The 13,132-nt window shown below is 53.3% G+C and carries 12 protein-coding genes; all 12 read right to left on the bottom strand.

The window, feature by feature from the left end; translation table 11 throughout:
- Window positions 1–205: 205 nt before the first annotated feature.
- Window positions 206–1,807 (bottom strand): lipopolysaccharide biosynthesis protein, encoded by a 1,602-nt coding sequence (locus QHG98_01620; protein ID MDH7596431.1) that lies wholly within the window; start codon window positions 1,805–1,807, stop codon window positions 206–208.
- 119 nt (window positions 1,808–1,926) lie between these two features.
- Complete coding sequence (locus QHG98_01615) at window positions 1,927–3,228, bottom strand: glycosyltransferase (protein MDH7596430.1); 1,302 nt, start codon at window positions 3,226–3,228, stop codon at window positions 1,927–1,929.
- A 241-nt stretch (window positions 3,229–3,469) separates the two neighbouring features.
- The gene (locus QHG98_01610) at window positions 3,470–3,643 is read right to left on the bottom strand and encodes a glycosyltransferase family A protein (GenBank protein ID MDH7596429.1); all 174 of its coding nucleotides are present in this window, start codon (window positions 3,641–3,643) and stop codon (window positions 3,470–3,472) included.
- Window positions 3,644–3,770: 127 nt separating this feature from the next.
- Window positions 3,771–5,117 (bottom strand): flippase, encoded by a 1,347-nt coding sequence (locus QHG98_01605; protein MDH7596428.1) that lies wholly within the window; start codon window positions 5,115–5,117, stop codon window positions 3,771–3,773.
- A 9-nt stretch (window positions 5,118–5,126) separates the two neighbouring features.
- Complete coding sequence (locus QHG98_01600) at window positions 5,127–5,777, bottom strand: methyltransferase domain-containing protein (GenBank protein MDH7596427.1); 651 nt, start codon at window positions 5,775–5,777, stop codon at window positions 5,127–5,129.
- A gap of 146 nt (window positions 5,778–5,923) precedes the next feature.
- Complete coding sequence (locus QHG98_01595; protein MDH7596426.1) at window positions 5,924–7,234, bottom strand: glycosyltransferase; 1,311 nt, start codon at window positions 7,232–7,234, stop codon at window positions 5,924–5,926.
- Window positions 7,221–8,252, bottom strand: coding sequence for a dTDP-glucose 4,6-dehydratase (gene rfbB / locus QHG98_01590; GenBank protein ID MDH7596425.1), 1,032 nt, complete (start codon window positions 8,250–8,252; stop codon window positions 7,221–7,223). Before rfbB ends, QHG98_01595 begins: the two co-directional genes overlap by 14 nt.
- Window positions 8,252–8,815 carry a dTDP-4-dehydrorhamnose 3,5-epimerase gene (gene rfbC / locus QHG98_01585; GenBank protein ID MDH7596424.1) on the bottom strand — a complete coding sequence of 188 codons (564 nt, stop codon included), beginning with the start codon at window positions 8,813–8,815 and terminating at the stop codon, window positions 8,252–8,254. The genes rfbB and rfbC overlap by 1 nt, the downstream gene beginning before the upstream one ends.
- Window positions 8,815–9,879, bottom strand: a complete 1,065-nt coding sequence (locus QHG98_01580; protein MDH7596423.1) for a glucose-1-phosphate thymidylyltransferase — start codon at window positions 9,877–9,879, stop codon at window positions 8,815–8,817. The genes rfbC and QHG98_01580 overlap by 1 nt, the downstream gene beginning before the upstream one ends.
- On the bottom strand, window positions 9,876–10,721 hold the full coding sequence (gene rfbD / locus QHG98_01575; protein ID MDH7596422.1) for a dTDP-4-dehydrorhamnose reductase: 846 nt from the start codon (window positions 10,719–10,721) through the stop codon (window positions 9,876–9,878). The genes QHG98_01580 and rfbD overlap by 4 nt, the downstream gene beginning before the upstream one ends.
- 25 nt (window positions 10,722–10,746) lie before the next feature.
- The gene (locus QHG98_01570) at window positions 10,747–12,270 is read right to left on the bottom strand and encodes a UDP-glucose/GDP-mannose dehydrogenase family protein (GenBank protein ID MDH7596421.1); all 1,524 of its coding nucleotides are present in this window, start codon (window positions 12,268–12,270) and stop codon (window positions 10,747–10,749) included.
- Window positions 12,271–12,343: 73 nt separating this feature from the next.
- The coding region (locus tag QHG98_01565; protein ID MDH7596420.1) for an acylphosphatase at window positions 12,344–13,132 on the bottom strand (789 nt) is incomplete at its 5' end.

Genomic DNA, 13,132 nt, shown 5'->3' with positions numbered 1-13,132 from the left:
CTCCTCGCTGAGGCTTTACCCTTCCTGATGAAACTCTCAAGCTCATCTCGTTCGCCTTCTTTCAAACTCACTTCATGAACTCTCTTTCTACCCATAGTCTGGATAGATCAACGCAATGGTTAAAACATTTTGTTATGGAGCACTAGTCAAATTACGGCACACTCACCCCGCAGCAAGCTGCGAGGTACTCAATTTTAAAATAAATTTAAAAATAGTTATTAAGTATATCATCTTGCTTGATACTGCAGATATAATAGATAATTACACCTATCAAGGATATTAGAATCAGATATGACGGTGTCAAATGCAGAAAATATTTTGAAATTACGATACATATCGCCGCCGGAAGACTATAAAGAAGGTATATCAAAGATCTCCATATGATTACCTCTAAAGAAACCTTTGATCTGTTTAAGATCCAGATGCACATATAGACCCAGAAAATCAAACTCACCAATGCATAGAGGACTAGAGCAAACCTCGCATTTCCCATAAGTCCACCTAGGGTCAAGGTTGCGGCTCGCGCAATAAATAATAAAATATTTATTAATAAAAACGTCTCCTGTCTTTCAAATACTGCAAACATGGTACTCAATGGTGAGGTTACAAAAACGAATAATATCCATAAGGCTAATATCTGTGCATAGACTCCAGCCTCGGCCCAAGCGCTACTAAAAAAAAATCTAAAAACATCCTCGCCAATCAAAAGGATAATTAGGATGGGATAAAGTCCAATCATCATCAAGTGAGTAAAGGTGTTCTCTACAACTGCTGACATAGTGCGCCTGGCGTTTGCCACCACTGCACGCTGGAAAAAGACCTGAGCTACAGCAGAGCCTATTAAGGACATCGGCATCTGCAAAACTCTGTTGGTAAGTGTGTAATAGCCCACAACTTCGGCTGAAAAGAATGCTGATAGGAAAAATACCGGCAACTGGTAGGAAATCGAATTCAAGAGCCCTGACCATGTATCTATTAACGGAAACTTGCGGTATCGTTTTAGACCTTTGATTACCTCTGCTCTGCATATGCTTTTTCTGATGTGCTTGAGATTATCCCATATCTTCGCACCAAGAAACAGGGCAGATAGCAGCAATCCGGCTATACTTCCGCCAATCATGCTGCCCCCTGTCGCGTGTCCTGCCAGCCCTGCCCCTATCTGCGCTCCTGTGGTCGTTACAGAGCTGATGGCCCGTGAAATCGACAGTCGCTTGAATTGCCTCGTTCTGGAGTTCCAGTAGTTCAGCGCGTTGAATGCTCCGCCTAGGAATACAGCCACCGGCACCATCCAGAGATTTGGCTCCAGCTTGGGAGCGTTGAGAAGCGAGAGCATTGGGGCCCAGGCGAGCCAAAGTATCGGTATGGTGAGAAGGCTCGTGCACGCGGCCAGGGCGATGCTCAGGGTTACGACGTTCGCTGCCTCCTCATCCCTCTCCGGGAGCATGATCGCCAGATCATAACGGAGGCAGGCCACGACTGAGAGTATGCCAGTCACCGAGAGGAAAAGAGCGTAGAGCCCGAAGTCAGCCGGGCTGTACAGACGCGTGAGCAGCGGTGAGGCCAGGATCGCAATCGCCTGAGCGAGGACCGTACCGCCGACGAGTGTGAGGACGTCGGTGGCGAATGAAGATGACCGGGGTGGCTCTGTGGTTGACATTGGGAACACTCTGCGTTTATGCGGGTGGAGATTATAGTATTTCGCATCGCTCTTATGTGCGTAGCAACTTGCAGAGCTTGCAATGTGGTCGCTGAAAGCATTCATTGCCACGCCTTCGATGCAGTCGAAGGTAAGTCGAAACGAACGCATAGCATGACCTCTGCTCCTTCAGACAAGTCATCAAATGGATAAGAGCGATTCATTATCCAAGAATGCATAGCTGTGCCTCTTCTGGCAAGTCATCATATGGATAAGAGCGTCCGAATTATTCATGCAGGTCTATTTTCCAGCAATTCTAGAAGTTTCATAGCTTGCCTTTTTCTCTCAAATTGTTTGATCACAGAGAAGTTTTTCTTAATAGCAATACTATTATAATTTTTATTCTCTACTATATTCAATATATAATTCTTTATTTTATTTATATCATTTCCGAGACAAACGCCTGAGTTGGTTTTTTTAATCAGAGCTCCCGCCTCGCTATTTTCAGCCACTCCTATAGCCAGTATATAATTTGCTATATATAAATATTCAAATAATTTTCCTGTTAGAACACCTTTCACAGAAGGATTGTTGTATTCCAGGAATAAACATGCATCAGCATTGTATTGCAGGAGAAGTGCCTCCTCCCTTGGTAAAAATCCTGCATAGGTAAAGTAATCATTAATGCCATAAGCTTTTGCCATATCAGATAGATCAGCGCTTTTATGGCCAGCAAATGTTATATGTAAATTATCTGGGCTCAATTTTTTTTCTGCTGCCAGTTCTCCAACCGCTCGGAATAACGGCGCAGGGTCTCGAAATTTTCTATAGATTGTTCCAGTGTAGACAATTTCATATCTCTTATTGTTTTTTCTTGGAATTTTTACAATATTTTTATAATCATCGGGATCGTATCCATTATAGATCACCTCCACCCTCGTCGATGTCATTTGTCGTAACGTATCTGCCAGGCCTTCCGATACAGTAGTTATTAGATCCGCATGGGCATGAAACTGGTGTTCTAAATGCTTTTCTATTGGATGGAATATTTTTAAACCACTATATATATGATTCCTGGTCCACAGGTCCCGCCAGTCAACAACCCATTTTTTTGCCTTTTTATCTTTTTTTAAGTTTAGTCCAATCCTGTGAACCGAATATGGCCCCCCAGTGGAAATAACAACATCCCAAACTTCGTCATTTACCAACTTAAAAGCTTTACCTGCCCATGCATCATGCCAGTCAGGATAACGGCATGCATAGAAACAACCGGTAGACTGTGAAAGTTTGTTGTATATTGTTTTTAAATATAGTAATATTTTATATTTTATTGTGGTTTTAATATCTGCATTTGCGTTAGATCTTTCTTTATACATACGCCAGCTTTTCATAAATGGTATTTTCAGTGGTACCTCTATAACTTTAAAAGATGTGCAATCCAGTTTTAAGCTATTTGGTTCTTCTTTTTTTTCTGTAGTTAATACTGTCACATCATGTCCCGCTTGTGAAAAATACTTAGCCCACGAATATGGCCGGAGAGATGCTATTGAATTCTGGGGTGGGAAATAAGCACTAACAATCAAGATTTTCATAACTTAAATACCTCTCTCCACCGTATTTGCTCTTCGCTCTTATCCATTTGATGACTTGCCCGAAGGAGCAGGGGTCATGCTATGCGTTCGTTTCGACAAATGAATGCTTTCAGCGACCACATTGCATGCTCTGCAAGTTGCTACGCACATAAGAGCGTTGCTCTTTATTGCCTCGCTTGTACTCAGATCCCATCCTGGTAAACCATAACAGCCTTGACTTGATCCTTTACACATGCAGAAGCTATCGGTCATTCTGCCGGCAGCGGTTCTGCTCGTGGCAGATGTGGCAGATGCGCGGGTCGTCGAAACTCCTGACCACCTCCTCGGTCCTGTCCCTGGAGCCGTCGTCAACCACGGTGAACTCGAAGTCCTCGTATGCCTGCTCAAGCACGCTGCGTATCGCCCGGCCCACCACATGCGCGTGATTGGGAAGAGGATGACGGAGACTGTTACCATTACCGTGCCCCCGGCTTCGCCATTATTTAAATCACCCATGCGTTTTGACGGATGAATGCCAAGATTTGTTTACCTACTCGAACTTATTATAATACCACTCTCACTTTGGCCAACGCCCAATTATAAAAAGCCTTGCCCATCTTCCAGTATAATTCCCAGTCCTCACGCTGGGGAAAGAGTACCACCGTCCACTGGTTGCCGGAAAGACGACAGTAGAAGAAAATGGTGCTGAGAAACAAAACCATATAGGAAACCGTCGAGGCCCAGGCTGCACCAGCAATTCCATAACGGGGAATCCATAGCAAATTCAAGGCCACATTGGCGGTCACAGCGGCTATTCCGGTGTAGATGTTCAACCCTGGGAAGCCCCGTCCGGAGATGTCGTTGGCCAGCACGCGTGCTGCGCTGAGCGCCACAATACCCACTAATAATGCCTGGAGTGCACCCACAGCTGGCAAAAAAGCCTCGGAATAAAGCAGAAGTACAATCCAACGGCTGAGGATTGCCAATAGTAAGGCTCCGAGAGCGGTTGTCCAGAGCACGGTGCGGGCCACCAAAGGCGTAAGACCCTTTCGCCTCTCTTCGTTAGTCTCTGCTGCCACCCGGGGGAAGAGGACAGTGCTGGCTGCCTGCGAGGTCATCCAAAGTTTTTCCACCATCCCCACTCCTACGGTGTAAAGGCCCACAGCCGCCGGTCCGAGGAACCAGTTGACCATGAACATGTCCACCCGGTAGTTGAGGAAGCCGAGAATGTTGGACAGATGCGCCTGCACACCGTACGCAGTCGCCTGTCTTATGTAGGAGGGGTTTGGCTTGAGATCGACGCCTCCAGCCGCTTTTACGGCCAGACGAAAGACTAGGATGGCAGCAACCAGGTAGGCAAACAACCCGGCCAGGATGGCTCCGGTCACCCCGGCCTTCATGCCCAAGAGGGCAAGGGCGATAAACGCCATGAGGACTGCCGATTGCACCACCCGGACATAGTTGAAATCCGCTACTCGCTGGATCCCCAGGAGCACGTACTGGGTGTAGGAGAAGAAGAGCTCCACCGGAACCAGAGGTAGGGCCAGCAGGAGTAAGGGCGCGGCCACGTTGGGGAAAAGGCTTTCCCGGAAAAAGAGGACTACCACCAGCCCGGCTACAACCCCCAGGCCACCAGTCCCCAGGCTAAGGAGGACGTTGTTTCCCAGAATCTCCTGGCGGCGGAACTCCGCCTGGGCCACGAAGTAGACGGTAGCGGGGCTGATCCCCAAATCGCCGAAGATTACGATAAGCGCGGCTAGCAATGTGGCCAGCGCATAGATTCCCTGCCCCTCCGGCCCCAGCGCCCTCGCCAGGATGACGGAAGTCCCCAGTCCCAACGCCAGGTTTATGACGCCCGTGACAAACGTAGCCGTGGTTTCTTTGACAAACTGACCGCTACTCAAGCCCATCCAACTCCCCTATGCCTCGTTCTTGGGCCTTGTGGCGATCACAATGATGCCATCGGCCCAAAAGGGGGTGCGCCTGTACAGGGCGCCGACAAGCAGCCGCCTTGGTAGTGATCTTAAATAACCCAGCATTTGGGTCCAAACAGCGGAACGGTTGCGACTCTTCTTGACATGTGGTGCTATACCCGAGTCATCCCTTTTAACGAATTTGCCGATTCGCCGCGGAAGAATCTGAGCCGACTCAAAGGAATACACGTATACCTCTCTTATCTCGAACCCGGTCTTCTTTAGAAGGCCCGTGAGTGTAGCATACGAGAACCAATAATTATGATCCGGGTGAACGTATTCTATTCCGCGTAACAACTGGATTAGCGTTGATACACGGAACGCGTTAGGGACAGTAACGATTAGCTCTGTACGCCCTGGAACCATCGCGTTCTTCACCGCTGTAAGGAAAAGGCCAGGGTTTACTAGGTGCTCTAGGACCTCGCTCGCAACTATGACGTCAAAGACCTCGCCCTGAAGCTCTTGGATGCGATCTAGGTTACACACGTCCCCTACAATGAGGTGGTCAAAGCCCTGATTTCGTAGAAAAGCGATGCCCTCAGCGTCGACATCGACGCCCCACAACTCGGCTGCCACTGTTGATAATTGTTGATGCATTAGCTTTCCTCACTGAAAACGTTCGCGTAGCAGACCGCTATCGACACAACCGATATGTAGGACCTTCTTCCCGTTGCATCGGGAAGCGACAAAGTCTTGTCGTCCAATAAGGATGGGTACGTTAGGTAGTTGGATCTTCGGGTTCATCATGCACCTCTAGTAGACCTCTCAGCGGTAGCTTGCACAGTTTGGTACACCTCAGATAGCATCCTTCCTACTACCTTGTAGGAAAAGCGCTCCCTTGCGTAGAATGCTAGCCTATGTGCCTCGTACCGGCCCGAACACGCGAGCACATCGGTTATGGCCTCGGCAAGCGCTCCAGCGTCCTTAGGCGGAACCAGCCTGCCCACCTCGTCGTTCACTATCTCGGGAATGCCGCCGACGCTGGTTGCTACAACCGGCAATCCGGAGGCCATGGCCTCGATGATCACGCAGGGCAGGTTCTCCCACACACTGGGTAATACGAACAGGTCTGCCCTGCGCATGAACTCGGCGATCTCCGGCTTCTTCAGACGACCATGGAACCGAACAAGATCCTGCAGGCCCAGCCGCCTGGCAAGCTCCTCATATTCGGCCCGCTGAGGACCGTCGCCGACGATGTCCAGGACGAAGTCCGACCGTTTCGCCCTGAGAATAGCCAGGGCTTCCAGAAGATAGGGAATGCCCTTAATCGGGCCCAAATGAGCCACGGTAAGCAGGCGCTTCCTCCCGTCCCTGCCACGCGCCGTCTCCTGCGGCGGGAAAAAGAGGGAAGTGTCCACCACGTTGGGGACCACCAGAAACCGGGCTCTTATCCCCAAACGTTCTATGTGACCCCTTAAATCTTCGCTGACCGGGCAGACCAGCGCTGCACGCTCGAAGGCGAACTTGGCCATCAGCCGACTTACCCCGCGCACCATCCCCCGCGGAAAGCCGGAAAAGTGCTCGGTTATCACCACGGGGATGCAGTAGCGCTTTCCAAGCAGCACTGCAGGTACACCAGCTGAATACACATGCGCGTGGATTACATCCGGCCACCATCCCTCACGCAAAAGTTTTCGAAAGGCAGCGAACATAGTCCACAGATAAATGAAGTAAGTGGTCTTGGGGATCGGGGACTTGCGGTACCGCACACGCAGCGTACGAATGCCATCTTCCATATTGTCCTCGATCTGGTAGAAACTGCGGATTTCCTTGTCAATACCTTCGGCGTAGAGGACAGCAACATCGTTGTAAAGACCGGTCGCCTTTACATGCTCCAGCACGAAAACACCAGCCACAGGGTCCTTCTTGGAAGGATACCATCCGGCGATGTGCAGGATCTTGAGCCTCCTGTCGTTGGCCACTCCGGACTCTCCAAAGGCAGGCTTGTTAGATGATACCACCCCAGTACTCAATAACCCACAACCCACATCGAGATCTGGTCTTCCGCTGATCCGGATCCTCGCATTCTGCTCCTCTGTTTCATCTGACTCCATACACCCTCCGGCAGTACTCCAGGTACTCCCCTGTTATCACGCCCTCGACCCAGTCCTGGTTCGCAAGATACCAGTCCACAGTCCGGGCCAGCCCATCCTCGAACGTGACCTGCGGCATCCAGCCGAGCCCTCTCATCTTAGAGCACTCGAGCGCGTACCTGAAATCATGGGCCGCGCCCCTGGGATCGCGGATGTGCTTTATCAGTCTCTTAAAATCCTCAGGATCTCTATTCAATCTTTCTCCAAGCACCCTGCAGATCATCTCCACAACCTCGATGTTCCTCCTCTCAGATCCACCCCCGATGTTGTAGATCTCCCCGGGCCTGCCCTTCATGAGCACCATCCCGATCGCCCTGCAGTTGTCCTCCACGTAGAGCCAGTCCCGGACCTGCGCGCCCTCTCCATAGACAGGAAGATCCATTCCAGCCAGAGCGTTTCTTATCATCAGCGGTATGAGCTTCTCAGGGAACTGGTACGGACCGTAGTTGTTCGAGCTCCGCGTGACCATCACAGGCACGCCGTAGGAGATGTGGTACGCCCTGCAGAGAAGATCTGCGGCTGCCTTGCTCGCCGCATACGGGCTGTTAGGCCTCAGCGGCGAGTCCTCTGTGAACCTTCCCTCAGTCACGGACCCGTAGACCTCGTCTGTGGATATGTGAACGAACCTCCCCACATCGTGATTCCTCGCTGCCTCGAGCAGCACCTGCGTGCCCCTCACGTTCGTATCTATGAACGGCGATGGGTCGAGGATGCTCCTGTCAACATGGGTCTCAGCCGCGAAGTTCACCACCGCGTCCAGCCCATCCCTGAAGAGACCATCCACAAGATCCCTGTCCGCGATATCCCCCCTCACAAACCTGTACCTCTCATCCCCCTCGATATCACTAAGGTTCGCAGGGTTCCCGGCGTACGTCAGCCTGTCAAGATTCACGACCTCCCAGTCGTCATGCTCCCTGAGCGCGTAATGTATGAAGTTGCTCCCTATGAACCCGCAGCCGCCAGTGACCAGTAGCCTCATCATCTCCCCTCATAAACAAAACCGTTCACAGCGTCCCGCAGGCCAGGCCATTTCGCATCTCTTGGCGAGAGCACCGGTCTGGACACCGGCCACTCAATCCCGATCCCGGGATCGTTCCATATGATCCCGGCCTCATGCTCCGGCGAGTACTCCTCCGTGGTCTTGTACATGACATCGGCCACATCGCTGAGCGTCATGAAACCATGGGCGAATCCAGGGGGTATGTAGAGCATCCTCATGTTCTCCTCGGAGAGATTAACGCCAACCCATCTCCCGTACGTCGGCGAGCCCCTCCTGATATCCACAGCGACATCGAATATCTCGCCACTCACAGCGCGAACGAGCTTACCCTGAGCCCTCGGCGGGTTCTGGTAGTGAAGCCCCCTCAGAACACCCCTTCTCGAGCGCGAGTGGTTGTCCTGGACGAACCTCTCTTTTATTCCGAACGCTGCGAACTCCGAGTGCTTGTAGCTCTCCATGAAGAACCCGCGCTCGTCCCTGAATACCCTGGGCTCGATCAGAATCACATCATAAATCTCAAGTCTCTTGAAGCTGAACGGCATCAGAACCTCACCTCTGCGTCGTCTCCTATCATCAGCCTCAGGGCCTGGCTGTTCATCCTCTCCCTGGAGACAACAGTGTTCCTCCCGATAACACTGTCCTCGAGCCTGTCTATGTTTCTGATCACCACACCATCCAGGACCACGGAGTGCTCGATCGCTGAGCTCTCCACAACACATCCCCGACCGATGCTTGTGTACGGGCCTATGAACGATCCCCTTATCACAGCGCCCTCGCCTATGACCGCGGGCCCCCGGACCGTGCTCTCGATAACACGCGCGCCCCTCGCGAGAGATACCCTGCCCACGACCCTGCTCATGCCGTCGATCTCACCCTGGATGTCCTCGTCCACGAGCTCGTCCAGGACAACGCGGTTCGCCTCAAGCAGGTCGTCCTTCTTGCCCGTGTCGAGCCACCATCTCCTGAGTATGTAGCTTTTCACCCTCAATCCCTTATCGAGGAGCCGCTGGATCGCATCCGTGATCTCGAGCTCCCCCCTCCAGGACGGTTTGATCTCAGATACTGCATCATGAATCGCCGGGGAGAAGAGGTAAACGCCGACGAGGGCAAGGTTCGATGGCGGATCCTTCGGCTTCTCCACGAGCCGCCGCACGTTCCCTGACTCATCGACCTCCGCGACCCCGAACATCCTGGGATCCTCGACCTCCTTCAGGAGTATCATCGCATCTGATCCGCCACTCTCAAAATCCCTGACGAACGGGACGATGCTCTCCCCGATCAGGTTGTCGCCTAGGTACATGAGGAACGGGTCGTCCTCCAGAAAGTCCTGGGCGACCTTCACCGCGTGCGCAAGCCCTCTGGGCGCGTCCTGCGGTATGAACTCGAGGTTGAAGTTCCAGGGGTTTGAAGCCAGTGACTCCTTCACCTGCTCACCCGTCTCGGGGGCTATGATCACCCCGACGTCCTCTATGCCCGCGCTCCTGATCTGATCCATCGCGTAATGGAGTATCGGCCTGTTTGCCACCGGCACGAGCTGCTTCGTCATCGTGTACGTTAGCGGCCGCAGCCGCGTGCCCTTCCCTCCTGAGAGAACAAGCGCCTTCATACCCGCCCAGCCACCTCACTTATGTGGTCCCTCAAAGAATCCCTCCAGTGCGGCATGATATCCATGCCCTGAACTCGCAAAAGAAGGTTATCCAGAACAGAGTTCGCAGGACGCCTTGCAGGCCGCGGGAACTCAGAGGTGCTCACAGGCACCACCCTGAGATCCATGCCGAGAAGCCGGAATATCTCAACTGCGAACTCATACCAGGTGCATTCTCCCTGGGATGTGCAGTGGTATAAACCATAGCTCTCAGTTTCGATGAGCAGATCGATCTGATTCGCGACATCGCCCGCGAACGTCGGTGTGCCCCGCTGGTCATTTACAACCCTGAGCTCATCTCTTGCTCGCGCGAGCGAGAGCATGGTCTTCACGAAGTTTCTGCCCGCAGGACCATAAAGCCAGGCCACTCTGAGTATGAAGCTGTCTGGATTCTGCTCTAAAACCATTCTCTCTCCAAGAAGCTTCGACCAGCCGTAGACGTTTAGCGGATTCGGCAGGTCGTACTCAACGTAAGGCACATCCTTTTTCCCGTCGAAGACGTAATCCGTGCTGATGTGCACAAACTTCGCCCCAGACCTGCGGGCTGCGATTGCAGCATTTCTGGCGCCAATTGCGTTCACGAGAACCGCTTTATCCCGGGCAGACTCGCATCCATCGACATCTGTGTATGCAGCAGAGTTTATGATGACGTCAGGCCTGATGCGCTCCGTCTGCCTTAAAACAGCACCCAGATCTGCAACGTCCGCCTCTATGTGAGAGAAGGGAGCTAAATCATGATGCCCCAGAACCCTGCACAGCTCTGTGCCGAGCTGCCCCTCAGCGCCGAAGATCAGGATGCGCATGTCGTGCCCCCATTGACCAGCGCTCTCATCTTCCCACTCCGATGTATCTCAGCCCGGCTCTCCTTGCCTTCTCAGGATCGAGGTGGTTTCGGCCGTCCAGCAGCACAGGATTTCTCATGGACGTGGCCACGCGCCTGAGATCCAGATCCCTGTACTCCGGCCATTCTGTAACAAGGAGCAGCGCATCCGCGCCATCCGCCATCATGTACGGGTCATCGCATAGCTCGACATCGAGCCCATCCAGCGCAGCGCGCGCATTCATCATCGCCGCAGGATCATGTGCCCTCACGCGCCCGCCCCTCTCCCTCAGAAGCCGCATGATATCGAGAGACGGCGCATCCCTGATGTCGTCAGTGCCTGGCTTGAACGCGATCCCCAGCACCCCCACAGTCTTTCCGGCAAGACCGTCCAGGGCATCCTCGAGTTTATCAACAATATGCACGCGCTGCCGCTGGTTCACGAGACGCGCCGCCGAGACTATCGGCATCTCGTATCCATTATCTCTTCCGAGAGCGATCAGAGCAGCCGTATCCTTGGGGAAGCAGCTTCCGCCCCAGCCAGCTCCTGCCTGCAGGAACCTCGGACCTATCCTCGGGTCGAGCCCGATTCCTCGAGCCACCTCCCTCACATCAGCTCCGACCCTCTCGCAGAGACCGGCGATCTCGTTGATGAATGAGACGAGCCGCGAGAGTTCGCTATATCGATCAGACTGTTCCTCGCAGAGACCGGCGATCTCGTTGATGAATGAGACCTTTAAAGCTAGAAACGCATTCGCCGCGTACTTTATCATCTCGGCGCTGGCCGGATCTGTAGCAACCAGTGATGGTCTGGTGTAATTCGCCGGCCTCGGGAGCCAGACAGGCGGCTCGAACGACTGCTCCAGAACCGGCAGGTACATCCTGCGCATCACCTCCAAACCCTCTGGGCCATCCACGCCCACTACTATCCTGTCTGGATAAAGGAAATCCCGCAGCGCCTGCCCAGCGCTCAGGAACTCCGGGTTGGAGACGACCTGGAACTCAGCCGTGCTGTCCCGCTCGCTCAGGATCTCTCTGATCATATCCCTCACGCGCCGGTTTGTGCCCACAGGCACCGTCGACTTCATGACCACTGTGTACCTCCGCCCACCCCTCATCGCCTCCGCGACCTCGCGCGCCACGCCCTCGACGTATCGCAGATCAGCGCTCCCGTCCTCGCGTGATGGCGTGCCCACTGCAATCATGATCGCATCCGCGCCCACAGCCTCACTGATGTCGCCGGTGAAGAGCAGCCTCTCCCCCGCATCCCTCATGATCTCCTCCACCCCAGGCTCCCGGATCGGGCACCTGCCACCTTTGAGGGAAGCAAGCTTCCTGCCGTCGTTCTCCACACATGTTACATGGTGCCCCAGATACGCGAGCGCAGCGCCTGTCGTGAGCCCAACGTATCCGGCACCGATTATGGCAATACGCATGAAATCCATCCTCCGCGAAGCCCTGACCTGAGAGACCACGATCCCGGGCTGCAGGCCGCCGGCGCTCTGGTCCGGCCATACACAATTCAGAGGCACAGCATCCAGGGATCCTGCCCACCATCCTCGGAGTATCTGCTGAGACCTTCATCACATATGATATATTTTACGGTCATATGCAGCTGCCCCCGAGCTCCCTTATCGCTCGCTTGATCTCCGCAATCTCATTCTCAATGCGGGCGAACCGTTTGTCCATGTACTCACGGAGATCGGATCTCACCCCTCTGAGCTCCTCGATCGCCTCGTCCTGCTTCTCCAGCATCGCATCTTGTTTCTCGAGCATCATCCTTCCGATGGACAGGTTCTCCCTGCTCACCGCCAGAGTCTCTTTGCTCACTGCAAGATTCTCTTTGACCACTCCCAGAGTCTCCTTGCTGACTGCAAGGTTCTCCTTGCTCACCGCCAGAGTCTCCTTGCTGACTGCAAGGTTCTCTTTGACCACTCCCAGAGTCTCTTTGCTCACTGCAAGATTCTCCTTGCTCACCGCCAGAGTCTCTTTGCTCACTGCAAGATTCTCCTTGCTCACCGCCAGAGTCTCTTTGCTCACTGCAAGGTTCTCTTTGACCACTCCCAGAGTCTCCTTGCTGACTGCAAGATTCTCCTTGCTCACTGCCAGAGTCTCCTTGCTCACAGCAAGGTTCTGCTCGCCCAGCTCGATGCTTCTGTGGAGATACCTTATCGCGACATCGAACCTCTCGCCGAGCTCCTCCTGCCAGTCACCTCTCAGGATCCTGAAGTACTGGAACTCACCTGTGGCATCTGCCCATCTCACTTCAAGCTCCTCAACCCTGATCGGCCTCTCCTGGATGTTTATAGCCCTCAGGAACTCCTTCAGGACATCCTCCTCCCCCTCGGCGACGATCCTCACATCATATGGTTCCACGTTCTGGACAATGCCGGA

It is taken from the genome of Methanothrix sp. (genome assembly GCA_029907715.1).
Taxonomy (GTDB): Archaea; Halobacteriota; Methanosarcinia; order Methanotrichales; family Methanotrichaceae; genus Methanothrix_B.
This window is presented reverse-complemented; position numbering and strand designations above follow the sequence as displayed.

What these genes read in the sequence shown, in the direction of transcription:
- rfbB (MDH7596425.1), bottom strand. Translation starts at nt 8,252, where the DNA reads ATGAGGCTACTGGTCACTGGCGGCTGCGGGTTCATAGGGAGCAACTTC.
- QHG98_01605 (MDH7596428.1), bottom strand. Translation starts at nt 5,117, where the DNA reads ATGGGCTTGAGTAGCGGTCAGTTTGTCAAAGAAACCACGGCTACGTTT.
- QHG98_01580 (MDH7596423.1), bottom strand. Translation starts at nt 9,879, where the DNA reads ATGAAGGCGCTTGTTCTCTCAGGAGGGAAGGGCACGCGGCTGCGGCCG.
- QHG98_01595 (MDH7596426.1), bottom strand. Translation starts at nt 7,234, where the DNA reads ATGGAGTCAGATGAAACAGAGGAGCAGAATGCGAGGATCCGGATCAGC.
- QHG98_01600 (MDH7596427.1), bottom strand. Translation starts at nt 5,777, where the DNA reads ATGCATCAACAATTATCAACAGTGGCAGCCGAGTTGTGGGGCGTCGAT.
- rfbD (MDH7596422.1), bottom strand. Translation starts at nt 10,721, where the DNA reads ATGCGCATCCTGATCTTCGGCGCTGAGGGGCAGCTCGGCACAGAGCTG.
- QHG98_01615 (MDH7596430.1), bottom strand. Translation starts at nt 3,228, where the DNA reads ATGAAAATCTTGATTGTTAGTGCTTATTTCCCACCCCAGAATTCAATA.
- rfbC (MDH7596424.1), bottom strand. Translation starts at nt 8,815, where the DNA reads ATGCCGTTCAGCTTCAAGAGACTTGAGATTTATGATGTGATTCTGATC.
- QHG98_01620 (MDH7596431.1), bottom strand. Translation starts at nt 1,807, where the DNA reads ATGCGTTCGTTTCGACTTACCTTCGACTGCATCGAAGGCGTGGCAATG.